This window comes from Pantoea sp. B623, from assembly GCF_024814475.1.
Classification (GTDB): domain Bacteria; phylum Pseudomonadota; class Gammaproteobacteria; order Enterobacterales; family Enterobacteriaceae; genus Pantoea; species Pantoea ananatis.
The window spans coordinates 2,836,194-2,861,990 of record NZ_JANUXM010000004.1 but is presented as its reverse complement, the minus strand read 5'-3'; the positions used below and the strand labels follow the sequence as shown (position 1 = coordinate 2,861,990).

Here is a 25,797-nt window from a genome sequence, read left to right as displayed (position 1 = left end):
CGCAGAATGCTGTCAATCGGGTAGTAAAAAGTCTACAATATGAGGAAGTAATCTTTCCCTTTTAGAATTTATATCTGGATATTTATGTCAGTTTTACAGGTATTACATTTCCCTGACGAGCGCCTGCGCAAAATTGCCGCGCCTGTTAAAGAAGTTAACGCGGACGTTCAGCGTATCGTCGATGATATGTTCGAAACCATGTATTCCGAAGAAGGTATCGGCCTTGCCGCGACGCAGGTGGATATTCATCAGCGCATCATTGTGATTGATGTCTCTGAAAACCGCGACGAACGCCTGGTCTTAATCAATCCTGAGCTGCTGGAAAAGAGCGGTGAAACGGGTATCGAAGAAGGTTGCCTGTCTATTCCTGAGCAACGTGCCTTTGTGCCTCGTGCCGAGCGGGTAAAAGTCCGTGCACTGGACCGCGAGGGTAAAAGCTTCGAACTTGAAACCGGTGATCTTCTTGCTATCTGCATCCAGCACGAAATCGACCATCTCGATGGTAAGCTGTTCATCGATTATCTTTCGCCTTTAAAGCGTCAGCGCATTAAAACAAAGTTAGAAAAGCTGGCGCGTCAAAATGCTCAGGCTTCCTGAGATCGGAATAAGGGATAAACGTGTCTGCTCCGCTTAAAATTATCTTTGCTGGCACGCCAGACTTTGCAGCGCGTCATCTTGACGCGCTGCTTGCTTCTGAGCATCAGATTGTCGGCGTCTTCACCCAGCCGGATCGTCCTGCAGGTCGCGGCAATAAGTTGACCGCCAGCCCGGTCAAGTCATTGGCCCAGGCTCACAACATTCCGGTATTTCAACCCCAATCCCTGCGCCCGGCCGAAAACCAACAGTTGGTTGCAGACTTACAGGCTGACGTCATGGTTGTCGTCGCTTATGGGCTCATCCTGCCAAAAACCGTGCTTGAGATGCCCCGTTTGGGTTGTATCAACGTGCACGGTTCCCTGTTACCACGCTGGCGTGGCGCCGCGCCTATTCAGCGCGCACTCTGGGCGGGTGACAGCGAAACCGGCGTGACCATTATGCAGATGGATGTCGGGCTGGATACGGGTGACATGTTGTTAAAACTCGCCTGTCCGATTAGCGCTGAAGACACCAGCGCAACGCTTTACGATAAGCTGGCAGATCTGGGTCCGGCAGGGTTGATGACCACATTATCCCAGTTACGTGACGGTAACGCGCAGGCCGTTCAGCAGGATGAAAGTCTGGCTAACTACGCAGAAAAACTGAGCAAAGAAGAGGCGCGCCTTAACTGGACGTTATCGGCTGAACAGCTGGAACGCTGCATTCGTGCTTTTAATCCCTGGCCGATAAGCTTCTTTATGGTGAATGACCAGCCGGTGAAAGTCTGGCAAGCCAGCGTCTTACCTCATGTCAACAAGCAGCCGGGAGAGATTATCCAGGCTGACAAACACGGCATTCACATTGCCACTGCCGACGGCGTGCTGAATTTACTTCAGCTTCAACCCGCCGGTAAAAAAACGATGTCAGCACAGGACCTGCTTAACTCGCGCCGTGAATGGTTTGAAACCGGCACGCTTCTGGACTGACCCTCAGGCCCGGCAAAACCGGGCCTTTTGCTTGATGGCACTATCTTATGACTAAATCAACCAATCTTCGTAGCCTGTCTGCTCAACTGATCGAACGCGTTGTCGATAAAGGCGAATCACTCAATACCGCCTTGCCCGCGGCACAGAAAAAACTCTCAGATAAAGATGCTGCCCTGGTACAAGAGATCTGCTTTGGTGTACTGCGCACGTTACCGCAGCTGGAAGCGCTGATCGGCAAACTGATGGAACGTCCCTTAACGGGTAAGCAGCGTACGCTGCATTTCCTGATTATGGTGGGCTTATATCAGCTACTTTATACACGCGTGCCCGCTCATGCAGCATTAGCGGAGACAGTGGCCGGGGCGGAGGTGCTGAAACGCGCAAACCTGAAAGGATTAATCAATGGCGTCTTGCGCCAGTTCCAGCGTCAGCAGGAAGCCCTTCTTGCCAGTATTCAGGATGGTCCTCAGCGTCATCTTCATCCGGGCTGGTTACTGAACCGGCTTCAGCAGGCATGGCCAGAGCAGTGGCAGCAAATTGTTGAGGCAAACAACCAGCGACCACCGATGTGGTTGCGTGTTAATCGCCAACATCATTCACGTGACAGCTGGCTGGCGCGCCTCACCGCAGAGGAGAAGAGTGCTGCTGTCGCCCAAGATGTGCCAGAAGCGCTGCGTCTTGCGGCGCCTGCACCGGTTACTCTGCTGCCTGGCTTTGAGCAAGGCTGGTTTACGGTACAGGATCTCTCCGCTCAACGCTGTGCGCTTCTGCTTGAGCCAAAAAACGGTGAGCAGATTCTGGATCTCTGCGCGGCGCCGGGAGGGAAAACGACCCACATTCTGGAGATTGCTCCCGAGGCACAGGTGCTTGCTGTCGATGTTGATGCCCAACGACTGAAACGCGTGAATGAAAATCTGACTCGTCTGGGGATGACCGCCGAGGTAAAACAGGGCGATGGGCGCACGCCGCAGCAGTGGTGCGACCAACGTCAGTTTGACCGCATTTTGCTGGATGCGCCCTGCTCAGCGACCGGCGTTATCCGCCGGCATCCCGACATTAAGTGGTTACGTCGCGATCGCGACATTGCCGAGCTGGCCGCATTACAACGTGAAATTCTGGATGCGACCTGGCCGCTGCTCAAACCCGGCGGTACGATGATCTATGCAACCTGCTCTGTCTTACCGGACGAGAACCAGCGGCAAATCAGCGAGTTCATCGAGCGTCACGCTGATGCGGAAGCGGTCTCATTATCCGGCGCGCCCCTGAACGGTTGGCAGGTCTTTCCCGAGGCAGAAGGCGGAGATGGTTTTTTCTACGCTAAGCTGGTGAAACGCACGGGTCCACTCTGAAAAGGCATTGATAAGCGATGAAAATCATAATTCTTGGTGCTGGTCAGGTCGGCGGCACACTGGCAGAAAATCTGGTTGGTGAAAATAACGATATTACCGTTGTGGATACAGACTCAACGCGGTTACGCCAACTGCAGGACAAATTTGATTTACGTGTCGTGCAGGGCCATGGTTCTCACCCACGTATTCTCCGTGAGGCCGGTGCAGAGGATGCCGATATGCTGGTTGCCGTGACCAGCTCGGATGAAACCAATATGATTGCCTGCCAAATCGCTTATTCGCTTTTCAACACGCCAAATCGCATCGCCCGTATCCGTGCGGCGGACTATCTGCGCGACGCCGATAAACTGTTTATTCCTGAAGCCGTGCCCATCGATCATTTGATTTCGCCTGAGCAACTGGTCATCGACAACATATATCGTCTGATTCAGTATCCTGGTGCACTGCAAGTCGTTAACTTTGCCGAAGGTAAGGTCAGTCTTGCCGTTGTCAAAGCCTATTATGGCGGTCCGCTCGTAGGCAATCCGCTGTCGATCCTGCGGGACCATATGCCACATATCGATACGCGCGTGGCGGCAATCTTCCGTCAGGATCGCCCTATCCGTCCACAGGGATCCACCATTATTGAAGCAGGGGATGAGGTCTTTTTCATTGCCGCAAGCCAGCATATTCGTGCAGTCATGAGTGAAATGCAGCGGCTGGAAAAACCCTATAAACGCATCATGTTGGTGGGCGGCGGAAATATTGGTTTTGGCCTGGCGCAGCGGCTTGAGAAAAATTACAGCGTCAAACTCATTGAGCGTAATCCTCAGCGTGCTGCCGAGCTGGCAGAACAGTTACATGATACAGTGGTGTTCTATGGTGATGCGTCCGATCAGGAGCTGCTGGCGGAAGAGCACATCGAGCAGGTCGACTTATTCATTGCCGTCACCAACGATGACGAAGCGAATATTATGTCGGCCATGCTGGCTAAAAAAATGGGTGCCAAGAAAGTCATGGTGCTGATACAACGACGGGCTTACGTCGATCTGGTCCAGGGCAGCGTAATTGATATTGCCATTTCGCCACAGCAGGCCACGATTTCAGCCCTGTTAGGGCACGTGCGCAAAGCGGACATTGTAGGCGTTTCGTCTTTACGCCGCGGTATTGCCGAAGCCATTGAAGCCATTGCGCACGGTGATGAAACCACCTCACGCGTGGTGGGACGGTCAATTGATGATATCAAGCTTCCACCAGGCACATTGATTGGTGCGGTGGTTCGCGGCGATGATGTGATGATAGCGAATGACAACCTGCGTATTGAACAGGGCGACCACGTCGTCATGTTTTTAACCGATAAGAAATTTGTACCGGACGTCGAACGCCTGTTTCAGCCAAGTCCGTTCTTCCTCTAAAAAATTCAGGGCTGTGTCTGACATCATTCAGCAAATTGTTCGCAGCAATGGCAAATATGGCAAGCTTTGTTAAACTTTATGGCATTGGCTAAGGCAAGGAGAGAAGTATGAGTTTATTCAAAGAGTTTCGTGATTTTGCGATGCGCGGCAATGTGGTTGATCTGGCCGTCGGTGTCATCATTGGTGCGGCATTTGGTAAAATTGTTTCATCATTGGTGGCGAACATCATTATGCCACCTTTGGGTTTGCTGATTGGCGGCGTTGATTTCAAATCGTTTAGTTGGGTGCTTAAACCCGCCGTAGGTAATGCGCCCGCTGTCGTCATGGAATATGGTGTTTTCCTGCAAACCGTATTTGATTTCATCATTGTTGCTTTTGCTATCTTCATGGCAATCAAGTTGATGAACAAACTGTATAAAAAGAAAGAAGTGGAAAAACCGGCCCCCAAACCTTCAAACGAAGAACTGCTTCTGACCGAAATTCGCGACTTACTTAAACAACAAAACACGAAAATTTAAACGACGAAGCCGCTTCAACGCGGCTTTTTTGTGCCCAAAAAGCAGAAGGCCAGTGATAAACGGCTTGCTTATCACTGGCCTCCCAGTCTTTTCCTTTTCCATGTTTTGCTTTACGTTTGAAACTGCCCTTCCCTTTTTGTTTCTGTTCGACCCGCTGTCTGAAGAGAGGATCGTGTAACAATGCCTGTAAGGCGTTATCCTGTATTTGCCCTTTCGTATGGCGATAACTGGACATAATTTCTCCGTCTTGTTGATAGAAATAAGGCTGTTAAAGATGCAGCAGCCACTATTATACGCGGATGCTGGCGACATAAAACATACTAACCTGGCGAAATCTTGTGCTTAATTGCGCGGCCATATTCGCCATCCAAAAAATCTGTGCTCATACCGGCCTGACGAAGTTTAACCTTCAGCAGCAGTAGCCGTTGTGTCTGAATCAGTCGCTCAGGATCGTCAGGATCTAAATGGTGTAACAGATCGCTGACCTGCAGCGCTTCGCGCCGGAGTTCGAGTTCCGGGGGCAGGAAGCCTGCATTTTTTAACAGCCGAAATCCTGCACGCAGCTCAGGTGGAACCTGACTGTCGTCTTCAAGTTGCAGCGGCGCACCTTCACCCGGCAGGTTACTCAGCTCGCCTTTCTCCTGCGCCGCTTTGATATGCTGTTCAACAAGCTGATCAATTAACCACATTGTTCGCCTCATTCATAACATGACAAGCGTAGCAGACGCGGAACTGCAGACAATAAAAAACCCGCCGAAGCGGGTTTTTCACGTTGCAACAGATTACTCTGCCGCAGCTTCTGCTTGAGCTTCTGGACGATCAACCAGCTCGATGTATGCCATCGGAGCGTTGTCACCAGCGCGGAAGCCACACTTCAGAATGCGAGTGTAACCACCTGCACGGCTCGCGAAACGCGGGCCTAACTCATTAAACAGTTTTGCCACGATCTCGTTATCACGAGTGCGGGCGAATGCCAGACGACGATTAGCTACGCTGTCGGTCTTGGCAAGAGTAATCAGCGGCTCAACTACGCGGCGCAACTCTTTGGCTTTCGGCAGAGTCGTCTTAATGATCTCATGACGAACCAGAGAGCCAGCCATGTTGCGGAACATAGCCTGACGATGGCTGCTGTTGCGGTTCAGTTGACGACCACTCTTACGATGGCGCATGACCTTATCCTTCTCAGTGAAACCTTAACCTGTGATCGGGTTATTCATCAGCAATGCTTGCCGGTGGCCAGTTTTCCAGGCGCATGCCCAGAGACAGGCCACGTGAGGCCAGCACATCTTTAATCTCGGTAAGAGATTTTTTACCAAGGTTAGGCGTTTTAAGCAGCTCAACCTCAGTACGCTGTACCAGATCACCGATGTAGTGGATAGCTTCTGCCTTAAGGCAGTTAGCAGAGCGGACAGTCAATTCCAGATCGTCAACAGGGCGCAGCAGGATCGGATCGAATTCTGGTTTCTCTTCTTTAACTTCCGGCTGACGTACATCACGTAAGTCGACGAAAGCTTCCAGTTGTTCTGCCAGGATGGTTGCCGCACGACGAATCGCCTCTTCAGGATCGATTGTGCCGTTGGTTTCCATTTCGATGACCAGCTTGTCCAGGTCGGTGCGCTGCTCTACACGCGCTGCTTCAACATTGTAGGCGATACGGTCTACAGGGCTGTAGCAAGCGTCAACTAACAGACGGCCGATTGGGCGCTCATCTTCTTCCGAATGAATTCGGGCAGAAGCCGGCACATAACCACGACCACGCTGAACTTTGATACGCATGCTAATAGATGCATTTTCATCGGTCAGATGGCAGATCACATGCTGCGGCTTGACGATTTCGACATCACCATCATGGGTAATGTCGGCTGCAGTCACAGGGCCAATGCCAGATTTATTCAAGGTAAGAATAACTTCATCTTTGCCCTGAACTCTTACCGCCAAACCTTTAAGGTTGAGCAGGATTTCCAGGATATCTTCCTGTACACCCTCTTTGGTGCTGTACTCATGCAGTACACCATCAATTTCAACCTCGGTCACCGCGCAACCCGGCATTGATGAAAGCAGAATACGGCGCAGCGCGTTACCAAGAGTATGGCCAAAGCCACGCTCTAAAGGCTCAAGGGTCACCTTGGCGTGCGTCGAACTCACTTGCTCGATATCTACCAGGCGCGGTTTTAGAAACTCTGTCACAGAACCCTGCATTGTGTCCTCTCTTTGGTACTAAGCTTTACTTGGAGTAAAGCTCGACGATCAGGTGTTCGTTAATGTCCGCAGACAGATCGGTACGTTCAGGAATACGTTTGAACACACCTTCCATCTTAGCTGCATCAACTTCCAGCCAGGTTGGCTTTTCACGCTGCTCAGCCAGCTCCAGAGCGGCCTTCACGCGAGATTGCTTTTTGGCTTTCTCACGGATGCTAACGACATCATTCGGAGATACCTGATAAGAAGCGATGTTAACAACGCGACCATTTACCAGAACAGACTTATGGCTCACCAGCTGACGTGCTTCCGCACGCGTGGCACCAAAGCCCATACGATAAACGACGTTGTCCAGACGGCCTTCCAGCAGAGCCAACAGGTTTTCACCGGTGTTGCCTTTCAGACGTGCTGCTTCTTTGTAATAGTTACGGAACTGACGCTCAAGAACACCGTACATACGACGAACTTTTTGCTTTTCACGTAACTGGCCGCCGTAGTCAGACAGACGTGGCTTACGCGCACCGTGCTGACCAGGAGCTTGTTCAATTTTACACTTGGAATCAATCGCGCGAACGCCAGACTTAAGGAATAAGTCAGTGCCCTCACGACGGCTCAGCTTGAGCTTAGGACCCAAATATCTTGCCATTTTCTTTCTCCAACTATCCTAAAAAACGGGGCGTTATACGCGACGTTTTTTCGGCGGACGACAACCGTTATGAGGGATCGGAGTCACATCAGTAATATTCGTGATGCGGAAACCAGCGGCGTTCAGTGCACGAATTGTTGATTCGCGACCCGGACCCGGACCCTTAACCATAACTTCCAGGTTCTTAATACCGTAATCTTTTACCGCTTCTGCACAGCGCTCTGCAGCGACCTGAGCAGCAAACGGAGTGGATTTACGTGAACCGCGGAAACCGGAACCACCGGCGGTTGCCCAACCCAGTGCGTTACCCTGACGATCAGTAATGGTAACGATTGTGTTGTTAAAAGAAGCATGGACATGAGCCACGCCATCTGAGACTTGTTTTCTTACACGCTTACGTGCACGAACTGGTGCCTTTGCCATTATTTACTCACCCCGATTATTTCTTGATCGGTTTACGCGGACCCTTACGGGTACGTGCGTTGGTCTTGGTGCGCTGACCGCGAACCGGAAGACCACGACGATGGCGCAAACCACGGTAGCAACCAAGGTCCATAAGACGCTTGATGCTCAGGGTGATTTCACGGCGCAGATCACCTTCTACAACGAATTTAGCAACTGCATCACGCAGCTGATCAATTTGTTCTTCAGACAGCTCACTGATCTTAACATTTTCAGCAATGCCCGTTGAAGCGCAGATGGCTTTCGAACGAGTCTTACCAATACCGAAAATCGAGGTTAAAGCGATAACGGTATGTTTCTGATCAGGAATGTTAATGCCTGCTATACGGGCCACTATGCACTCCTACTATTTAATATGTACGTACCATGCCGAAAAGCCCGTTTTCAGGATACTCAAATGGAAACGTACAGACATACAAAAGATTGGCTGGCTAATCTAGCCAGCTCAACCCGACTTTGCAAGAAAAATATGTGAAAATCAGCCTTGGCGCTGTTTATGCTTTGGCTCGGCGCTGCAGATCACACGAACGACACCGTCGCGGCGAATGATTTTGCAGTTACGACATAATTTCTTGACGGAAGCACGAACTTTCATTTTTACTCTCCGTAACTTCTCAACCACCTGAATTAACGGCCGTAGCCCTTCAGGTTAGCTTTCTTCAATGCAGACTCGTACTGACTTGACATCATCAGAGTTTGCACTTGAGCCATAAAGTCCATGATGACGACCACTACGATGAGCAGTGATGTACCGCCAAAGTAGAAAGGAACTTTCATCGCATCACGCATGAACTCCGGGATAAGGCAGATAAAGGTAATGTAGAGGGCACCGATTAAGGTTAACCGCGTCATTACTTTATCAATATACTTCGCCGTTTGCTCTCCCGGACGAATTCCCGGTACGAATGCACCAGACTTCTTCAGGTTATCTGCTGTTTCACGCGGGTTGAAAACCAACGCCGTGTAGAAGAAACAGAAGAAGATGATAGCAGTCGCATAGAGTAGCACATAAAGCGGCTGTCCTGGCTGCAAATACATCGAAATTGTTGTCAGCCAGTTCCAACCGGTACCGCCCCCGAACCACGATGCAATCGTTGCCGGGAACAGAATAATGCTGGAAGCGAAGATTGCCGGGATAACCCCTGCCATATTCACTTTCAACGGTAAATGTGTGCTCTGTGCAGCGTATACACGGCGACCTTGTTGACGTTTGGCATAGTTCACCACAATGCGGCGTTGACCACGCTCAACGAAAATAACAAAAAAGGTCACTGCAAATACGAGAACTGCAACCAACAGCAACAGAAGGAAGTGCAGGTCACCTTGCCGCGCTTGCTCGATGGTATGGCCAATGGCCGGCGGAAGACCCGCAACAATACCTGCGAAGATAATGATTGAAATACCGTTACCGATACCACGCTCAGTTATCTGTTCGCCCAGCCACATCAGGAACATTGTCCCGGTAACCAGACTCACAACAGCGGTAAAACAGAATGCAAAGCCTGGATTCATTACCAGGCCTTGCATACCAGGCATATTCGGTAAACCGGTAGCAATACCGATTGACTGGAATATGGCCAATACCAACGTACCGTAACGGGTGTACTGGCTAATCTTACGACGGCCAGCCTCCCCTTCTTTCTTGATTTCAGCTAACGCGGGATGAACCACCGTTAACAGCTGGATAATAATCGATGCCGAAATATACGGCATGATACCCAGAGCAAAGATAGAAGCACGGCTGAGAGCACCACCAGAGAACATGTTAAACATTTCAATGATGGTGCCACGCTGTTGCTCAAGCAGTTTGGCAAGTACAGTGGCATCAATACCAGGGATCGGAATAAAAGAGCCAATACGGAAGACAATCAGTGCACCGATTACAAACAGCAGTCTGCGTTTCAGTTCACCAAAGCCACCTTTGGCACTTTGAAAATCTAATCCCGGTTGTTTAGCCATCTGCTACTTATTCCTCGATTTTACCGCCAGCAGCTTCGATTGCAGCACGAGCACCTTTGGTGACACGCAGGCCGCGAACCGTTACCGGTGCAGAAACTTCACCAGAAAGAATTACTTTAACGAATTCAATCTGAACACCGACAATGTTGGCTGCTTTCAGCGCGTTCAGGTCGACGATACCGCCTTCAACTTTCGCCAGATCAGACAGACGAATCTCTGTGGTGATCATTGCTTTGCGAGAGGTGAAACCGAACTTCGGCAGACGACGGTACAGAGGCATCTGACCACCTTCGAAACCGCGACGTACGCCACCGCCAGAACGAGAGTTCTGACCTTTGTGACCACGACCACCGGTTTTTCCGAGGCCAGAACCGATACCACGACCCAGACGCTTGGTAGCGTGCTTAGACCCTTCGGCCGGAGACAGAGTATTTAAACGCATCTCTTACTCCTCCACTTTAACCATGTAGGAAACCGCGTTGACCATACCGCGTACAGCTGGCGTATCTTCACGCTCTACGGTATGACCAATACGACGCAGACCCAGGCCAACCAGAGTGGCTTTATGCTTAGGCAAGCGGCCGATTGAACTACGGGTTTGGGTGATTTTAATAGTGTTAGCCATCGTGATTACCCCAGAATTTCTTCAACGGATTTACCACGCTTAGCAGCGACCATTTCCGGAGACTTCATATTGCCCAGACCGTCAATAGTTGCACGAACCACGTTAATCGGGTTGGTGGAACCATAGGCTTTTGCCAGAACGTTATGTACTCCAGCGACTTCCAGAACGGCGCGCATTGCACCACCGGCGATGATACCGGTACCTTCTGAAGCCGGCTGCATGAACACACGGGACCCAGTGTGCGCACCTTTAACAGGGTGCTGCAGGGTGCCGTTGATCAGCGCGACATTAACCATATTGCGACGGGCTTTCTCCATCGCTTTCTGGATCGCTGCTGGAACTTCACGCGCTTTACCGTAACCAAAACCAACGCGGCCGTTACCATCACCCACTACAGTCAGTGCGGTGAAGGAGAAAATACGACCACCTTTTACAGTTTTAGATACACGGTTTACCGCGATCAGTTTTTCCTGCAGTTCGCCAGCTTGTTTCTCGATGTGTGCCATCTTAGACCTCTACCTTAGAACTGAAGGCCAGCTTCACGGGCAGCATCTGCCAGTGCCTGGACGCGACCATGATATTGGAAACCGGAACGGTCGAAAGAAACACCAGTGATGCCTTTTTCGATTGCGCGTTCTGCAATAGCTTTACCTACAGCAGCTGCGGCTTCTTTATTACCGGTAAACTTCAGTTGTTCAGTGATAGCTTTTTCTACAGTAGAAGCAGCAACCAGAACTTCGGAACCGTTCGGGGCGATTACCTGTGCGTAAATGTGACGCGGGGTACGATGTACCACCAGGCGAGTAGCACCCAGCTCTTTGAGCTTGCGACGTGCACGGGTCGCACGACGGATACGAGCAGATTTCTTATCCATAGTGTTACCTTACTTCTTCTTAGCCTCTTTGGTACGCACGACTTCGTCGGCGTAACGGACACCCTTGCCTTTATAAGGCTCAGGACGACGGTAGGCGCGCAAGTCAGCTGCAACCTGGCCGATCACCTGCTTATCAGCGCCTTTCAGCACGATTTCAGTCTGAGTCGGACACTCTGCAGTGATACCCGCGGGCAGCTGGTGATCAACTGGATGAGAAAAGCCCAGAGACAGGTTAACTACGTTGCCTTTTACGGCAGCACGATAACCAACACCAACCAGCTGCAGCTTCTTAGTGAAGCCTTCGGTAACACCGATAACCATTGCGTTCAGCAGCGCGCGAGAAGTACCCGCCTGCGCCCAGCCGTCAACGAAACCTTCGCGCGGAGCGAAAGTCAGAGCGTTGTCAGCATGCTTAACTTCAACAGCATCATTGATAGTACGAGTCAGCTCGCCGTTTTTACCTTTAATCGAAATTACCTGACCGTTGAGTTTTACCTCTACGCCGGCAGGAATAACGACAGGTGCTTTAGCAACACGAGACATTTTATTCCTCCGATTACGCTACGTAGCAGATAATTTCGCCACCAAGACCAGCCTGGCGCGCTGCACGATCAGTCATGACACCTTTCGATGTAGAAATGACAGCGATACCCATACCAGCCATTACCTTTGGCAGCTCATCTTTTTTCTTATAGATGCGCAGGCCGGGACGGCTTACTCGCTGAATGCTTTCTACAACAGCTTTACCCTGGAAATACTTAAGAGTCAGTTCCAGTTCCAGCTTGATGTCGCCTTCGATTTTAAAATCTTCAATAAAGCCTTCTTCCTTCAGCACGTTGGCAATTGCCAATTTCAGCTTGGAGGAGGGCATGGTGACCGCAACTTTGTTCGCGGCCTGACCGTTACGGATACGGGTCAGCATATCCGCGATCGGATCTTGCATGCTCATCTGTGTTACTCCCGTGATTCAATTGGTGACAATTACCAGCTAGCCTTTTTCAGACCCGGGATTTCACCGCGCATTGCGGCTTCACGGACCTTGATACGGCTCAACCCAAACTTCCGCAGGAAACCGTGCGGACGACCTGTTTGACGGCAGCGGTTACGCTGACGTGAAGGGCTGGAATCACGCGGCAGACTCTGCAGCTTGAGAACGGCATCCCAACGGTCTTCGTCGGAAGCGTTCACATCAGAAATGATCGCTTTCAGTTCAGCGCGTTTTGCGAAGAATTTGTCTGCTAATTTCACACGCTTAACTTCGCGTGCTTTCATAGATTGCTTAGCCATTAAGTAACCCTACCTTACTTACGGAACGGGAAGTCAAAGGCAGCCAGCAGAGCACGGCCTTCATCATCAGATTTCGCAGTAGTGGTAATGGTAATATCCAAACCACGAACGCGATCGACTTTGTCGTAGTCGATTTCTGGGAAGATGATCTGCTCACGTACACCCATGCTGTAGTTGCCACGACCATCGAATGACTTAGCGGACAAGCCACGGAAGTCACGGATACGCGGTACAGCAATGGTGATCAGACGCTCAAAGAACTCCCACATGCGTTCGCCACGCAGAGTTACTTTACAGCCGATCGGATAGCCCTGACGGATTTTGAAGCCTGCAACTGATTTGCGTGCTTTGGTGATCAACGGTTTTTGACCGGAGATTGCTGCCAGGTCAGCTGCTGCGTTATCCAGCAGTTTCTTGTCAGCGATCGCTTCACCAACACCCATGTTCAGGGTGATCTTCTCGACCCGAGGGACTTGCATGACAGAATTGTAGCCGAACTCACTCATGAGTTTCTGGACTACCTCGTCTTTGTAGTAATCATGCAGTTTCGCCATCGTACTACTCCAAATTACTTGATAGTTTCGCTATTAGACTTGAAGAAACGGACTTTTTTGCCGTCTTCGAATCTAAAGCCTACACGGTCAGCCTTACCGGTTGCCGCATTGAAGAGAGCAACGTTAGAAACCTGAATAGCAGCTTCTTTTTCAACGATGCCGCCTGGTTGGTTCAGAGCCGGAACAGGCTTCTGATGTTTCTTAACCAGGTTGATACCTTCAACGATGACCTTGCCAGAAGACAGGACGTTCTTAACTTTACCGCGCTTACCTTTATCTTTACCGGTTAACACGATAACTTCGTCGTTACGACGGATTTTAGCTGCCATTGTTCGCTCCTTAGAGTACTTCTGGTGCCAGAGAGATAATTTTCATGAACTTTTCAGTACGAAGTTCACGAGTTACCGGCCCAAAAATACGCGTACCGATAGGCTGCTCACTGTTATTGTTTAAAATAACGCATGCATTACCATCGAAGCGAATGACAGAACCGTCCGGGCGACGAACACCCTTCCTGGTGCGCACCACTACCGCCTTCAGGACATCACCTTTTTTAACTTTACCACGTGGAATTGCTTCCTTGATGGTAACTTTAATGATGTCGCCGACGCCTGCGTAGCGACGGTGCGAGCCACCCAGAACCTTGATACACATTACGCGACGTGCACCGGAGTTGTCGGCGACGTTCAGCATAGTCTGTTCTTGGATCATTTCAGTGCTCCGCTAATGTCAACTACTACTTCGGGACCTAGACCTCAGGTCGATTGAAAGCCCCATAATTGAGGGCGCGGCATTATAACACCGGTTCTCGCAGATGGGTAGAAAAAATGAACGGCTCTTGCGAGCCGTTCATTCGATTTTTAAAGAGGGCAGATTCTATTACAGAATTGCTTTCTCTACAACGCGAACCAGAGTCCAGGACTTAGTCTTGGACAGTGGACGGCATTCGCGGATTTCTACCACGTCACCGATTCCACATTCGTTGTTCTCGTCATGGATGTGCAGCTTAGTCGTACGCTTAATGAATTTTCCATAGATTGGATGCTTCACGAAACGCTCGATAGCAACAACCGCAGATTTCTGCATTTTGTCACTAACGACACGACCCTGCAGAGTACGGATTTTATCGGTCATTACGAACCCGCCTTCTCAGTCAGTAAAGTCTTAACGCGCGCAACATCACGGCGAACCTGCTTCAGCAGATGAGACTGCTGCAGTTGGCCAGATGCTGCCTGCATGCGCAGGTTAAATTGCTCACGCAGCAGATTAAGCAGCTCAGTGTTCAGCTCTTCAACGCTTTTTTCACGCAGCTCTGTTGCTTTCATTACATCACCGTCTTAGTTACAAAGGTGGTTTTGATAGGCAGTTTTGCTGCTGCCAGCTTGAATGCTTCACGGGCCAGCTCTTCTGGTACGCCGTCCATTTCATACAGGACTTTACCAGGCTGGATCAGGGCAACCCAATACTCGACGTTACCCTTACCTTTACCCATACGCACTTCCAGCGGCTTCTCGGTGATCGGTTTGTCCGGGAATACACGGATCCAGATCTTACCTTGACGCTTAACTGCACGGGTCATAGCACGACGTGCTGCTTCGATCTGACGGGCAGTCAGACGACCACGGCCAACAGCTTTCAGACCGAAAGTCCCGAAGCTAACATCCGTACCCTGCGCCAGACCACGGTTGCGGCCTTTGTGCACTTTACGGAATTTTGTACGCTTTGGTTGTAACATAGCGACTCTCCTTACTTACGGCCTTTACGCTGCTGCTTTTTAGGTTGAGCAGCCGGTTCCGGTTGTTCAACAGCAGCCATACCACCCAGGATCTCGCCTTTGAAGATCCATACCTTAACGCCGATTACACCATAAGTGGTGTGCGCTTCAGAGGTGTTGTAGTCAATGTCAGCACGCAGAGTGTGCAACGGCACGCGACCTTCACGATACCATTCGGTACGTGCGATCTCGGCGCCGCCCAGACGGCCGCTAACTTCAACTTTAATACCCTTCGCGCCCAGACGCATGGCGTTCTGAACCGCACGCTTCATAGCACGACGGAACATCACGCGACGCTCCAGCTGTGAAGTGATGCTGTCAGCAACCAGTTTAGCGTCCAGTTCCGGTTTACGGACTTCGGCGATATTGATCTGTGCAGGTACGCCAGCGATTTTCGCCACGACCGTGCGCAGTTTTTCTACGTCTTCACCTTTCTTACCGATCACGATGCCAGGACGAGCGGTGTGAATGGTCACACGGATGCTCTTAGCCGGACGCTCGATAACGATACGAGATACAGACGCCTTAGCCAGTTCCTTAGTCAGGTACTGACGTACTTTAAAGTCGCTGTCCAGGTTGTCAGCGAATTCTTTGGTGTTCGCAAACCAGGTAGAGTTCCATGGTTTTACAATACCCAGGCGAATACCATTAGGATGTACTTTCTGACCCATTGCTAGTCTCCAGAGTCTCAGCGATCGGACACAACCACAGTAATGTGGCTGGTGCGCTTCAGGATGCGATCTGCACGACCTTTTGCACGCGGCATAATGCGCTTCATGCTTGGGCCTTCGTCGACGAAAATTTTCGCGACTTTCAGATCGTCGATATCAGCGCCATCGTTGTGTTCAGCGTTAGCAATGGCAGATTCCAGAACTTTCTTGACCAGTACAGCCGCTTTCTTGTTGGTGTAGGTCAAAATGTCCAGTGCCTGCGACACTTTCTTACCGCGGATCAGGTCAGCAACAAGGCGAACCTTCTGAGCAGAAGAACGAGCGTGGCGATGTTGAGCTAAAGTTTCCATCTCTTCCTCCTACTTATTTCTTCTTGGCTTTTTTATCAGCCGCGTGACCGCGATAAGTACGTGTCGGCGCGAATTCACCCAGTTTGTGACCAACCATTTCGTCGGAAACAAAGACAGGAACGTGCTGACGACCATTATGGACAGCGATGGTCAAACCGATCATGTTAGGAAAGATCGTTGAACGACGGGACCAAGTGCGCAAAGGCTTCTTGTCACCGCTTTCCACCGCTTTCTCTACCTTCTTCAGCAAGTGCAGGTCAATAAAAGGACCTTTCTTGAGAGAACGTGGCATGGCTTATCCTCTAATATTATTTGCTACGGCGACGTACGATAAACTTATCGGTACGCTTGTTGCTACGGGTCTTCTTACCTTTGGTCTGAACGCCCCACGGGGTTACCGGGTGCTTACCAAAGTTACGACCTTCACCACCACCGTGCGGGTGATCTACTGGGTTCATCGCGGTACCACGAACGGTCGGACGAACACCACGCCAACGGGTTGCACCGGCTTTACCCAGAACGCGCAGCATATGCTCAGCGTTACCGACTTCGCCCAGTGTTGCGCGGCAGTCAGCTTCGACTTTACGCATTTCACCTGAACGCAGACGCAGGGTAACGTAGGAACCTTCACGCGCAACGATCTGCACGTAAGCACCGGCTGAGCGAGCAATCTGACCGCCTTTGCCTGGTTTCATTTCTACGTTGTGAACGGTAGAACCCACCGGGATGTTACGCATCGGCAGTGTGTTACCTGCTTTGATCGCAGCATCAACGCCAGACTGAATCTGGTCGCCGGCTTTCAGGCCTTTAGGGGCCAGGATGTAACGGCGTTCGCCGTCTTTGTACAGAACCAGTGCGATGTTCGCAGAGCGGTTCGGATCGTACTCAAGACGTTCAACGGTTGCCGGGATACCATCTTTGTTGCGTTTGAAATCAACCAGACGGTAAGCCTGCTTATGACCACCACCGATGTGACGGGTAGTGATGCGACCGTTGTTGTTGCGGCCACCGGATTTGCTGTTTTTTTCCAGCAATGGAGCAAACGGCTTGCCCTTGTGCAACTCTGGGTTCACCACTTTAACGACGTGGCGACGACCCGGAGATGTCGGTTTACATTTAACAACTGCCATTGTCTTTCTCCTCCGACTTACTCAGCGCCGCCGACGAAGTCCAGATTCTGGCCTTCCTTCAGGGTGACGTAAGCTTTTTTCCAGTCGCTACGACGACCGATACGCTGTCCGTGACGCTTAACCTTACCTTTAACAACCAGGGTGTTTACGTCTTTAACTTCTACTTCGAACAGCTTCTCAACAGCAGCAACGATCTCTGCTTTAGTCGCGTCTTTAGCTACTTTGAGTACGATGGTGTTGGTTTTTTCCATCGCGCTAGATGCCTTTTCAGATACGTGCGGCGCGCGCAGTACTTTCAGCAGACGTTCTTCACGGATCATGCCAGCATCTCCTCAACTTGCTTAACTGCATCAGCAGTCATAACGACTTTGTCGAAGGCGATCAGGCTAACTGGATCGATACCCGCTGCATCACGCACGTCAACCTTGTACAGGTTACGCGCAGCCAGGAACAGATTCTCATCCAGTTCACCGGTGATGATCAGCACGTCTTCCAGCGCCATGTCTTTCAGCTTCTGCGCCAGCAACTTGGTTTTCGGTGCTTCAACAGAGAACTGCTCGACGACGATCAGACGATCTTGACGTACCAGTTCGGACAGGATGCTTTTCAGCGCGCCGCGGTACATCTTTTTATTAACTTTTTGACTGTGGTCTTGTGGCTTCGCAGCAAAGGTCACGCCACCTGAACGCCAGATCGGGCTCTTTACAGAACCTGAACGCGCACGGCCGGTGCCTTTCTGACGCCAAGGCTTTTTGCCTGAACCGGTTACTTCAGCGCGAGTTTTCTGCGCGCGAGTACCCTGGCGGGCGCCTGATGCGTAAGCAACAACAACCTGGTGAACCAGCGCTTCGTTGAAATCACGACCGAAGGTAGTTTCGGAAACAGTCAGCGCGCTCTGCGCGTCTTTCAATACTAATTCCATTGCTATCCCCTTACGCCTTCACAGCTGGTTTAACGATCAGGTCGCTACCGGTAGCACCGGGAACTGCACCTTTAACCAGCAGCAGGTTGCGCTCAGCGTCAACACGTACTACGTCCAGGCTCTGAACAGTTACGCGCTCATTACCCAGCTGACCTGCCATTTTCTTGCCTTTGAACACTTTGCCCGGAGTCTGGTTCTGACCGATAGAACCCGGAACGCGGTGAGACAAGGAGTTACCGTGGGTAGCGTCCTGGGTACGGAAGTTCCAGCGCTTAACGGTACCTGCGAAACCTTTACCTTTAGAGGTGCCAGTTACGTCTACTTTTTTAACGTCAGCGAAAATTTCAACGCTGATGCTCTGACCTACGGCATACTCATCACCTTCAACGGTGCGGAATTCCCACAGGCCACGGCCAGCTTCTACGCCAGCTTTAGCAAAATGACCAGCTTCAGGTTTGGTCACACGGTTTGCTTTTTTAGCACCGGTGGTAACCTGAATTGCCTGGTAACCATCGTTTTCCAGGCCTTTGACCTGAGTAACGCGGTTCGCTTCAACTTCGATTACGGTTACTGGGATAGAAACGCCATCTTCAGTGAAGATGCGGGTCATACCCACTTTTTTACCGACTAAACCAATCATTGTTTCAACCTCTCAATCGCTCGATGACCTGATTAACCCAGGCTGATCTGCACGTCAACACCGGCAGCCAGGTCCAGACGCATCAGAGCATCAACGGTTTTCTCAGTTGGCTCAACGATGTCTACCAGACGCTTGTGAGTGCGAATTTCGTACTGATCACGCGCGTCTTTGTTAACGTGCGGGGAGATCAGAACGGTAAAGCGCTCTTTGCGGGTTGGCAGCGGGATCGGACCACGGACCTGCGCACCAGTGCGCTTGGCAGTCTCGACGATTTCCGCGGTTGATTGATCGATCAGACGATGATCAAACGCTTTAAGACGGATACGGATTCTTTGGTTCGACATGAGACCAAGGCTCCAAACATTTTATAGACGAAAAAAATTACTACTCGAACCCATTACGATTGATGGGAGAGTGTAATCGTTCAGCATATAACTCCACAGTTGGGAGTATTGTCAGACGGCCCAACATTCTGCCGTCTGCGATTCAGCTCGAATCGCGCCTACCAATATCGGTAGGCCCGCGCATTATACGTATATTTGCTCAGGAAGCAACCCATGTCAGGAATTTGCCGGTGAAAAGTGCAAACTGATGTGCTGGCACAGCCCGCACAAAATGATGAATAAGAGATGTAAAGCCGCAATTTCTCTGTGAGGGGCGCTCCACTCTGCTCATCTTGCCCGCGACGTCAGATGGGCCTTCCGCCAGGCTGGGGCGACATGTCAGTTCATTTGAGGCAATGCGGTGCTTATCATCCTGTTGACTGTTACGGCGCTTGGCGCCGCCCTGGGTAGCACTCTTGCCCTGGCCTGCCAACGTTACTCGCCCACGGAGTCACCGTCCGACTGGTTCCGCGCGCTGTGGACGCCACCTTCGCGATGCATGCTTTGCCGGGCCCCCATCCTGTGGCGCGATAAAATCCCCTTAATCAGCTGGCTGTGTCTTCAGGGGCGCTGTCGTGCCTGTCGCCAGGCTATCGGCGTGCTGCCCCTGCTGTTTGAGCTGACGGGCGCCCTGCTTTGCCTGATGCTGGTGATCGTGTTTAACGCGTGCCCCCTTACCGCAGCATTTATTCTGGTGGCGTCCTGCCTGCTTCTGTTACTTGCGGTTATTGACCAGCGCCACTTCCTGCTGCCGGATGTGCTGACGGGCGCTTTACTCTGGCTGGGACTGTCGCGGTTCTTTTTCGCTGTGCCGCTCTCCGTCACCTCGGCAGTCGGCGGTGCCGTCGCAGGTTACGGTTCACTCTGGCTACTGGCCTGGCTGTATCGTCAGATAAAACATCAAGAGGGATTGGGTAACGGCGATATCAAACTCTTTGCCGCACTGGGCATATGGTGTGGTTGGCAGGCTCTGCCGTGGATTGCCTTGATAGCCAGTGTGTCAGCCCTGCTTGCCTTTGCGGTCAGGGCTATCATCCACAAGCGCTTGTATATGAACAGCCCGCTTCCTTTTGGCCCTTTTCTGGCCGCCGCGGGCTGGGGAATGATCGTCCTGCAAAGCCTCATTCGTCTCTGATTTGCGCCTGAAGATAGTTTTGAATGCCCATTTTTTTGATCAGATCGAGTTCGGTCTCGATCCAGTCGATATGGTGCTCTTCGTCCGCAAGGATTTCGATCATCATATCCCGACTGACGTAGTCATGAATTTTGTCGGCATACGCGATCGCTTCGCGCAGATCTTTTGCGCCTTCAAGTTCAAGGTTAAGATCGGACTGCAGCATCTCTTCCACATCCTCTCCGACCCTGAGTCGTCCCAGATCCTGCAGATTTGGAATGCCCTCAAGAAACAGAATGCGTTCAATGTATTTGTCCGCATGCTTCATTTCATCAATGGATTCGTGGTACTCAACGTCATTAAGACGCATCAGCCCCCAGTTTTTGAACATCCGCGCATGGAGAAAATACTGATTAATCGCAACCAGTTCATTCCCTAACAGTTTATTGAGATGACTTATGATTTTCGCATCGCCCTTCATTTCACGTCCTCCGCTCATGTTTATTTGAGCGTAGATGCGGTTAAAAAGAAGTCAAAAAACGCGATGAAAACTGTGGGTATTATCATGTCCCAGGAAAGAAAGCGCTCAGGCGATCTCTTTATACTGCGGAACCTGCTGCATCTCTTCATCCATGATTTCACGGGCGACACGAATGCACTTACCGCATTGCTTACCCACGGGTACGATTTGGCGAAGCTGCTGAATAGATTTCGGCTGGTAGCGGCGCACGACTTCACGGAGGGTCTTATCACTAATGGCATTACACAGACAGACGTACATTTCTTCATCACTCAGTCTATTTCGTACACACAGTGTAAATGCGAATCGTTTTTATTTCAAACCTACCCTTTGTAGGGAAAACGTTCAGGTAGCCTGTTTAAGCCCAAAAAAAAGAGAGCACCTAAGTGCCCTCTTCTGTCTTGCTGTGACCGCTTACGCGGCCACATCAGATATCACAATTAAGCGATAACTTTAGCAACAACACCCGCGCCAACGGTACGGCCACCTTCGCGGATTGCGAAGCGCAGACCTTCGTCCATTGCGATTGGGTGAATCAGGGTAACAACCATTTTGATGTTGTCGCCTGGCATAACCATTTCAACGCCTTCTGGCAGCTCTACTGAACCGGTCACGTCTGTGGTACGGAAGTAGAACTGTGGACGGTAGCCCTTGAAGAACGGAGTATGGCGGCCACCTTCGTCTTTAGACAGAACGTAAACTTCTGACTCGAACTTGGTGTGTGGCTTGATTGAGCCTGGCTTCGCCAGAACCTGACCACGCTGGATGTCTTCACGCTTGATACCGCGCAGCAGAACACCACAGTTTTCGCCTGCCTGACCCTGGTCCAGCAGTTTGCGGAACATTTCAACACCGGTACAGGTTGATTTCGCGGTATCTTTGATACCAACGATTTCAACTTCGTCGCCGACTTTAACGATACCGCGCTCTACACGACCGGTTACAACAGTACCACGGCCAGAGATTGAGAATACGTCTTCGATTGGCAGCAGGAATGGCATATCGATTGCACGTACTGGATCCGGGATGTAGTTATCCAGGTGACCAGCCAGCTCAACGATCTTCTCTTCCCACTCTGGGTTGCCTTCCAGCGCTTTCAGGGCTGAACCGCGAACGATTGGTGTATCGTCGCCCGGGAAGTCGTACTGTGACAGCAGGTCACGAACTTCCATCTCAACCAGTTCCAGCAGCTCTTCGTCATCAACCATGTCACACTTGTTCAGGAACACGATGATGTAAGGAACGCCTACCTGACGACCCAGCAGGATGTGCTCACGGGTCTGCGGCATTGGGCCGTCAGTCGCAGCAACAACCAGGATCGCGCCGTCCATCTGCGCAGCACCGGTGATCATGTTTTTCACATAGTCGGCGTGGCCTGGGCAGTCAACGTGCGCATAGTGGCGAGACGGGGTTTCATACTCAACGTGTGCCGTGTTGATGGTGATACCACGTGCTTTTTCTTCCGGGGTGCTGTCGATCTGATCGAACGCACGTGCCTGGCCGCCGTTGGTTTTAGCCAGAACGGTGGTGATCGCTGCAGTCAGGGTGGTTTTACCGTGGTCAACGTGACCGATGGTTCCCACGTTTACGTGCAGTTTGTTACGTTGAAATTGCTCTTTCGCCATGGCGATATTCCTTACGTTATGCCTTCATCACTCTGGATGAAGGCATCAGTTCAAATTTAAACCGTAGCTTATTTGCTACGAGCTTCAATAACGGCCTGCGCAACGTTGCTCGGTGCGTCGTCATACTTCAGGAACTCCATGGAGTACGAAGCACGACCTTTGGTCAGAGAGCGCAGCTGAGTTGCATATCCGAACATTTCAGACAGCGGAACTTCAGCGTGGATCTGAACGCCAGTAGCGTTAGATTCTTGCCCTTTGAGCATACCACGACGACGGCTAAGGTCACCGATTACGTCACCGGTGTTCTCTTCTGGGGTTTCAACTTCAACCTTCATGATAGGCTCAAGCAGAACAGGCTGCGCTTTCTTAAAGCCATCTTTAAAGGCAATAGACGCGGCCAGTTTAAACGCCAGTTCAGAGGAGTCAACGTCATGGTAAGAACCGAAGTGCAGACGAACACCCAGATCCACAACCGGATAACCTGCCAGTGGGCCTGATTTCAACTGCTCCTGGATACCTTTATCAACGGCCGGGATGAATTCACCAGGAATTACACCACCTTTGATATCGTTGACAAATTCGTAACCTTTCGGGTTAACGCCCGGCTCCAGTGGGTACATGTCGATAACAACATGACCGTACTGACCACGACCACCAGACTGCTTGGCGTGTTTACCTTCGATACCGGTGACTTTAGAGCGAATGGCTTCACGGTAAGCAACCTGTGGTTTACCCACGTTCGCTTCAACGTTGAATTCACGCTTCATACGGTCAACGATGATATCGAGGTGAAGTTCACCCATACCAGCGATGATAGTCTGGTTAGACTCTTCGTCAGTCCATACGCGGAATGACGGGTCTTCTTTCGCCAGACGACCCAGAGCCAGACCCATTTTTTCCTGGTCAGCTTTGGTTTTCGGCTCAACGGCGATAGAAATTACCGGCTCTGGGAATTCCATGCGCTCAAGGATGATGACGTTATCTGGGTCACACAGGGTGTCACCTGTCGTCACGTCCTTCAGGCCGATCGCTGCTGCGATATCGCCCGCACGAACTTCTTTGATTTCTTCACGCTTGTTGGCGTGCATCTGAACGATACGGCCCAGACGCTCACGGTTTGACTTAACCGGGTTGAATACGGTATCACCCGTGTTAACTACACCAGAGTAAACGCGGAAGAAGGTCAGGTTACCTACAAACGGGTCGGTAGCGATTTTAAACGCCAGAGCAGCAAACGGCTCTTTGTCATCGGAATGACGCTCAGCCGGTGTGTCTTTACCGTCGTCCAGGATACCGTTGATCGCGGTAACGTCAGTCGGTGCTGGCAGGTATTCAACAACCGCATCCAGCATCGCCTGAACACCTTTGTTCTTAAATGCAGAACCACAGGTCACCAGGATGATTTCGTTTTTCAGAACGCGCTTACGCAGAGAAGTTTTGATCTCTTCTTCTGTCAGCTCTTCACCGCCGAAGAATTTCTCCATCAGCTCGTCAGAACCTTCAGCTGCGGCTTCAACCAGTTTCGCACGCCATTCTTCAGCCAGTTCCTGCATGTTGGCTGGAATGTCTTCGTAAACGAAGGTCACGCCCTGGTCTTCATCGTTCCAGTTGATCGCTTTCATTTTCACCAGGTCAACAACACCGGTGAAGCTGTCTTCTGCGCCGATAGCCAGCTGAAGTGGGACTGGGTTTGCACCCAGACGCGCTTTCATCTGGTCAACAACTTTCAGGAAGTTAGCACCCATACGGTCCATTTTGTTAACGAACGCGATGCGTGGAACTTTATATTTGTTGGCCTGGCGCCATACGGTTTCAGACTGTGGCTGAACACCACCAACTGCACAGTAAACCATAACTGCGCCATCAAGCACACGCATAGAACGCTCAACTTCGATGGTGAAGTCAACGTGTCCCGGGGTGTCGATGATGTTTACGTGGTGTGGTTCAAACTGCTTAGCCATACCAGACCAGTAGCAGGTGGTCGCAGCTGACGTGATGGTAATACCACGTTCCTGCTCCTGCTCCATCCAGTCCATGGTTGCTGCGCCGTCATGAACTTCACCGATTTTGTGGTTTACACCGGTGTAGAACAGAACACGTTCGGTAGTTGTAGTCTTACCGGCGTCGATGTGCGCACTGATACCAATGTTACGGTAGCGCTCAATGGGTGTTTTACGAGCCATTTGATTCCTCTGATTCTTAGACGTTCTAAGTTAATAAAGCCCAGCAGGTAAGCCACTGGGACGCCCGCTGGGTTAATAACACCTACGCAGCTGTTACCAGCGGTAGTGAGCGAACGCCTTGTTGGCTTCAGCCATACGGTGAACGTCTTCACGTTTCTTCACTGCAGTACCTTTGTTTTCTGCAGCATCAGAAAGTTCGTTCGCCAGGCGTAAAGCCATAGATTTATCACCGCGTTTACGAGCAGCTTCTACGATCCAACGCATTGCCAGGGCATTACGACGAACCGGACGGACTTCAACTGGAACCTGGTAGGTTGAACCACCAACGCGACGTGACTTAACTTCGACAGTCGGACGTACGTTTTCGAGAGCAACCTCGAACGCTTCCAGGCCATCTTTACCAGCACGTTGAGCCAGGGTCTCAAGCGCGGTATAGACGATAGATTCGGCAGTAGATTTTTTACCATCTACCATCAGGATGTTTACAAATTTAGCCAGCAGCTCTGATCCGAACTTAGGATCCGGCAGAATTTTACGCTGACCAATGACGCGACGACGTGGCATGGAAATACTCCGTTGTTAATTCAGGATTGTCCAAAACTCTACGAGTTTAGTTTGACATTTAAGTTAAAACGTTTGGCCTTACTTAACGGAGAACCATTAAGCCTTTGGCTTCTTCACGCCGTACTTGGAGCGTGACTGCTTACGGTCTTTAACACCTGAGCAGTCCAGCGCGCCACGAACGGTGTGGTAACGCACACCTGGCAGGTCTTTAACACGACCGCCACGGATCAGGATCACGGAGTGTTCCTGCAGGTTATGACCTTCACCGCCGATGTAGGAGGTGACTTCAAAACCGTTAGTCAAACGCACACGGCAAACTTTACGCAGTGCTGAGTTTGGTTTTTTAGGAGTGGTGGTGTACACACGAGTACAAACACCACGTTTCTGCGGGCAAGCTTCCAGCGCCGGCACGTTGCTCTTTGCAACTTTGCGGACGCGTGGTTTGCGAACCAGCTGGTTAACTGTTGCCATTAAATAGCTCCTGGGATTTAG

42 protein-coding genes are annotated in these 25,797 nt (G+C 51.0%); 6 read left to right on the top strand and 36 right to left on the bottom strand.

What is annotated here, in order from left to right; genetic code table 11:
* Positions 1–84: 84 nt before the first annotated feature.
* From def to mscL, 5 genes are all read left to right on the top strand, one after another.
* Positions 85–597 (top strand): peptide deformylase, encoded by a 513-nt coding sequence (def, locus tag NXS97_RS15120; RefSeq protein WP_013027453.1) that lies wholly within the window; start codon positions 85–87, stop codon positions 595–597.
* Positions 598–617: 20 nt separating this feature from the next.
* Positions 618–1,562: a methionyl-tRNA formyltransferase gene (gene fmt / locus NXS97_RS15115; protein WP_013027454.1), complete on the top strand. Its 945-nt coding sequence runs from the start codon at positions 618–620 to the stop codon at positions 1,560–1,562.
* 47 nt (positions 1,563–1,609) lie between these two features.
* Entirely contained in the window at positions 1,610–2,911 is a 1,302-nt protein-coding gene (gene rsmB / locus NXS97_RS15110; RefSeq protein ID WP_014604875.1) for a 16S rRNA (cytosine(967)-C(5))-methyltransferase RsmB, read from the top strand.
* A 17-nt stretch (positions 2,912–2,928) separates the two neighbouring features.
* A complete protein-coding gene (gene trkA, locus NXS97_RS15105; RefSeq protein ID WP_013027456.1) occupies positions 2,929–4,305 on the top strand; it encodes a Trk system potassium transporter TrkA in 1,377 nt (458 codons plus the stop codon).
* A gap of 107 nt (positions 4,306–4,412) precedes the next feature.
* Complete coding sequence (mscL, locus tag NXS97_RS15100) at positions 4,413–4,823, top strand: large-conductance mechanosensitive channel protein MscL (protein ID WP_013027457.1); 411 nt, start codon at positions 4,413–4,415, stop codon at positions 4,821–4,823.
* Here the strand turns inward: mscL and NXS97_RS15095 are convergent.
* From NXS97_RS15095 to rpsJ, 30 genes are all read right to left on the bottom strand, one after another.
* Positions 4,798–5,058 (bottom strand): alternative ribosome-rescue factor A, encoded by a 261-nt coding sequence (locus NXS97_RS15095; protein ID WP_013027458.1) that lies wholly within the window; start codon positions 5,056–5,058, stop codon positions 4,798–4,800. The genes mscL and NXS97_RS15095 overlap by 26 nt on opposite strands.
* 85 nt (positions 5,059–5,143) lie before the next feature.
* Complete coding sequence (locus NXS97_RS15090) at positions 5,144–5,512, bottom strand: DnaJ family domain-containing protein (RefSeq protein WP_105077904.1); 369 nt, start codon at positions 5,510–5,512, stop codon at positions 5,144–5,146.
* Between the two features lie 93 nt (positions 5,513–5,605).
* Complete coding sequence (rplQ, locus tag NXS97_RS15085) at positions 5,606–5,992, bottom strand: 50S ribosomal protein L17 (RefSeq protein ID WP_003850180.1); 387 nt, start codon at positions 5,990–5,992, stop codon at positions 5,606–5,608.
* Between the two features lie 40 nt (positions 5,993–6,032).
* Positions 6,033–7,022 (bottom strand): DNA-directed RNA polymerase subunit alpha, encoded by a 990-nt coding sequence (locus tag NXS97_RS15080; RefSeq protein ID WP_007891688.1) that lies wholly within the window; start codon positions 7,020–7,022, stop codon positions 6,033–6,035.
* A 25-nt stretch (positions 7,023–7,047) separates the two neighbouring features.
* Positions 7,048–7,668, bottom strand: a complete 621-nt coding sequence (rpsD, locus tag NXS97_RS15075; RefSeq protein WP_013027460.1) for a 30S ribosomal protein S4 — start codon at positions 7,666–7,668, stop codon at positions 7,048–7,050.
* Between the two features lie 33 nt (positions 7,669–7,701).
* Positions 7,702–8,091 carry a 30S ribosomal protein S11 gene (gene rpsK, locus NXS97_RS15070; RefSeq protein ID WP_004160563.1) on the bottom strand — a complete coding sequence of 130 codons (390 nt, stop codon included), beginning with the start codon at positions 8,089–8,091 and terminating at the stop codon, positions 7,702–7,704.
* Positions 8,092–8,107: 16 nt separating this feature from the next.
* Positions 8,108–8,464: a 30S ribosomal protein S13 gene (gene rpsM, locus NXS97_RS15065; RefSeq protein ID WP_003850176.1), complete on the bottom strand. Its 357-nt coding sequence runs from the start codon at positions 8,462–8,464 to the stop codon at positions 8,108–8,110.
* A 144-nt stretch (positions 8,465–8,608) separates the two neighbouring features.
* On the bottom strand, positions 8,609–8,725 hold the full coding sequence (rpmJ, locus tag NXS97_RS15060) for a 50S ribosomal protein L36 (RefSeq protein ID WP_004160566.1): 117 nt from the start codon (positions 8,723–8,725) through the stop codon (positions 8,609–8,611).
* Positions 8,726–8,757: 32 nt separating this feature from the next.
* Complete coding sequence (secY, locus tag NXS97_RS15055; RefSeq protein ID WP_259232327.1) at positions 8,758–10,089, bottom strand: preprotein translocase subunit SecY; 1,332 nt, start codon at positions 10,087–10,089, stop codon at positions 8,758–8,760.
* Between the two features lie 7 nt (positions 10,090–10,096).
* Positions 10,097–10,531 carry a 50S ribosomal protein L15 gene (rplO, locus tag NXS97_RS15050; protein WP_009087579.1) on the bottom strand — a complete coding sequence of 145 codons (435 nt, stop codon included), beginning with the start codon at positions 10,529–10,531 and terminating at the stop codon, positions 10,097–10,099.
* Positions 10,532–10,534: 3 nt separating this feature from the next.
* A complete protein-coding gene (gene rpmD / locus NXS97_RS15045) occupies positions 10,535–10,714 on the bottom strand; it encodes a 50S ribosomal protein L30 (RefSeq protein WP_013027462.1) in 180 nt (59 codons plus the stop codon).
* Positions 10,715–10,719: 5 nt separating this feature from the next.
* Complete coding sequence (gene rpsE, locus NXS97_RS15040; RefSeq protein ID WP_006120595.1) at positions 10,720–11,220, bottom strand: 30S ribosomal protein S5; 501 nt, start codon at positions 11,218–11,220, stop codon at positions 10,720–10,722.
* Between the two features lie 14 nt (positions 11,221–11,234).
* Positions 11,235–11,588, bottom strand: coding sequence for a 50S ribosomal protein L18 (gene rplR, locus NXS97_RS15035; protein WP_013027463.1), 354 nt, complete (start codon positions 11,586–11,588; stop codon positions 11,235–11,237).
* A 9-nt stretch (positions 11,589–11,597) separates the two neighbouring features.
* Positions 11,598–12,131 (bottom strand): 50S ribosomal protein L6, encoded by a 534-nt coding sequence (gene rplF / locus NXS97_RS15030; RefSeq protein ID WP_013027464.1) that lies wholly within the window; start codon positions 12,129–12,131, stop codon positions 11,598–11,600.
* Positions 12,132–12,144: 13 nt separating this feature from the next.
* A complete protein-coding gene (gene rpsH, locus NXS97_RS15025) occupies positions 12,145–12,537 on the bottom strand; it encodes a 30S ribosomal protein S8 (RefSeq protein ID WP_013027465.1) in 393 nt (130 codons plus the stop codon).
* Between the two features lie 32 nt (positions 12,538–12,569).
* A complete protein-coding gene (gene rpsN / locus NXS97_RS15020; protein WP_006120592.1) occupies positions 12,570–12,875 on the bottom strand; it encodes a 30S ribosomal protein S14 in 306 nt (101 codons plus the stop codon).
* Positions 12,876–12,889: 14 nt separating this feature from the next.
* Entirely contained in the window at positions 12,890–13,429 is a 540-nt protein-coding gene (rplE, locus tag NXS97_RS15015) for a 50S ribosomal protein L5 (protein ID WP_006120591.1), read from the bottom strand.
* A gap of 14 nt (positions 13,430–13,443) precedes the next feature.
* Entirely contained in the window at positions 13,444–13,758 is a 315-nt protein-coding gene (gene rplX / locus NXS97_RS15010) for a 50S ribosomal protein L24 (RefSeq protein ID WP_003850150.1), read from the bottom strand.
* A 10-nt stretch (positions 13,759–13,768) separates the two neighbouring features.
* Positions 13,769–14,140 carry a 50S ribosomal protein L14 gene (rplN, locus tag NXS97_RS15005; RefSeq protein WP_006120590.1) on the bottom strand — a complete coding sequence of 124 codons (372 nt, stop codon included), beginning with the start codon at positions 14,138–14,140 and terminating at the stop codon, positions 13,769–13,771.
* 168 nt (positions 14,141–14,308) lie between these two features.
* A complete protein-coding gene (gene rpsQ / locus NXS97_RS15000) occupies positions 14,309–14,563 on the bottom strand; it encodes a 30S ribosomal protein S17 (RefSeq protein ID WP_006120589.1) in 255 nt (84 codons plus the stop codon).
* Positions 14,563–14,754, bottom strand: coding sequence for a 50S ribosomal protein L29 (gene rpmC, locus NXS97_RS14995; protein WP_006120588.1), 192 nt, complete (start codon positions 14,752–14,754; stop codon positions 14,563–14,565). Before rpmC ends, rpsQ begins: the two co-directional genes overlap by 1 nt.
* Positions 14,754–15,164, bottom strand: a complete 411-nt coding sequence (rplP, locus tag NXS97_RS14990; protein WP_002438716.1) for a 50S ribosomal protein L16 — start codon at positions 15,162–15,164, stop codon at positions 14,754–14,756. Before rplP ends, rpmC begins: the two co-directional genes overlap by 1 nt.
* A gap of 11 nt (positions 15,165–15,175) precedes the next feature.
* A complete protein-coding gene (gene rpsC, locus NXS97_RS14985) occupies positions 15,176–15,874 on the bottom strand; it encodes a 30S ribosomal protein S3 (protein ID WP_006120587.1) in 699 nt (232 codons plus the stop codon).
* 17 nt (positions 15,875–15,891) lie between these two features.
* Entirely contained in the window at positions 15,892–16,224 is a 333-nt protein-coding gene (gene rplV, locus NXS97_RS14980) for a 50S ribosomal protein L22 (protein ID WP_002919773.1), read from the bottom strand.
* Between the two features lie 13 nt (positions 16,225–16,237).
* A complete protein-coding gene (rpsS, locus tag NXS97_RS14975) occupies positions 16,238–16,516 on the bottom strand; it encodes a 30S ribosomal protein S19 (RefSeq protein ID WP_001138115.1) in 279 nt (92 codons plus the stop codon).
* Positions 16,517–16,532: 16 nt separating this feature from the next.
* Positions 16,533–17,354, bottom strand: a complete 822-nt coding sequence (gene rplB, locus NXS97_RS14970; protein ID WP_006120586.1) for a 50S ribosomal protein L2 — start codon at positions 17,352–17,354, stop codon at positions 16,533–16,535.
* A gap of 17 nt (positions 17,355–17,371) precedes the next feature.
* A complete protein-coding gene (gene rplW, locus NXS97_RS14965; RefSeq protein ID WP_006120585.1) occupies positions 17,372–17,674 on the bottom strand; it encodes a 50S ribosomal protein L23 in 303 nt (100 codons plus the stop codon).
* Positions 17,671–18,276: a 50S ribosomal protein L4 gene (gene rplD / locus NXS97_RS14960; RefSeq protein ID WP_006120584.1), complete on the bottom strand. Its 606-nt coding sequence runs from the start codon at positions 18,274–18,276 to the stop codon at positions 17,671–17,673. Before rplD ends, rplW begins: the two co-directional genes overlap by 4 nt.
* A gap of 10 nt (positions 18,277–18,286) precedes the next feature.
* Positions 18,287–18,916 carry a 50S ribosomal protein L3 gene (gene rplC / locus NXS97_RS14955; RefSeq protein WP_013027467.1) on the bottom strand — a complete coding sequence of 210 codons (630 nt, stop codon included), beginning with the start codon at positions 18,914–18,916 and terminating at the stop codon, positions 18,287–18,289.
* A gap of 32 nt (positions 18,917–18,948) precedes the next feature.
* On the bottom strand, positions 18,949–19,260 hold the full coding sequence (gene rpsJ, locus NXS97_RS14950; protein WP_006120582.1) for a 30S ribosomal protein S10: 312 nt from the start codon (positions 19,258–19,260) through the stop codon (positions 18,949–18,951).
* Positions 19,261–19,660: 400 nt separating this feature from the next.
* Here rpsJ and NXS97_RS14945 point away from each other — a divergent pair, with 400 nt between their 5' ends.
* Positions 19,661–20,434 carry an A24 family peptidase gene (locus tag NXS97_RS14945; protein ID WP_112900703.1) on the top strand — a complete coding sequence of 258 codons (774 nt, stop codon included), beginning with the start codon at positions 19,661–19,663 and terminating at the stop codon, positions 20,432–20,434.
* On the opposite strand, the gene bfr is transcribed toward NXS97_RS14945, so the two are convergent.
* The 6 genes from bfr to rpsL form a co-directional block, all read right to left on the bottom strand.
* On the bottom strand, positions 20,421–20,894 hold the full coding sequence (gene bfr, locus NXS97_RS14940) for a bacterioferritin (protein WP_014604871.1): 474 nt from the start codon (positions 20,892–20,894) through the stop codon (positions 20,421–20,423). The two genes, NXS97_RS14945 and bfr, sit on opposite strands and share 14 nt — an antisense overlap.
* Before the next feature lie 105 nt (positions 20,895–20,999).
* A complete protein-coding gene (gene bfd, locus NXS97_RS14935) occupies positions 21,000–21,194 on the bottom strand; it encodes a bacterioferritin-associated ferredoxin (RefSeq protein ID WP_013027470.1) in 195 nt (64 codons plus the stop codon).
* A 179-nt stretch (positions 21,195–21,373) separates the two neighbouring features.
* Complete coding sequence (gene tuf / locus NXS97_RS14930; protein ID WP_013027471.1) at positions 21,374–22,558, bottom strand: elongation factor Tu; 1,185 nt, start codon at positions 22,556–22,558, stop codon at positions 21,374–21,376.
* Between the two features lie 68 nt (positions 22,559–22,626).
* Positions 22,627–24,741 carry an elongation factor G gene (fusA, locus tag NXS97_RS14925; RefSeq protein ID WP_013027472.1) on the bottom strand — a complete coding sequence of 705 codons (2,115 nt, stop codon included), beginning with the start codon at positions 24,739–24,741 and terminating at the stop codon, positions 22,627–22,629.
* A 93-nt stretch (positions 24,742–24,834) separates the two neighbouring features.
* The gene (gene rpsG, locus NXS97_RS14920) at positions 24,835–25,305 is read right to left on the bottom strand and encodes a 30S ribosomal protein S7 (protein ID WP_006120576.1); all 471 of its coding nucleotides are present in this window, start codon (positions 25,303–25,305) and stop codon (positions 24,835–24,837) included.
* Between the two features lie 96 nt (positions 25,306–25,401).
* Positions 25,402–25,776, bottom strand: coding sequence for a 30S ribosomal protein S12 (gene rpsL / locus NXS97_RS14915; RefSeq protein WP_006120575.1), 375 nt, complete (start codon positions 25,774–25,776; stop codon positions 25,402–25,404).
* Positions 25,777–25,797 lie beyond the last annotated feature (21 nt).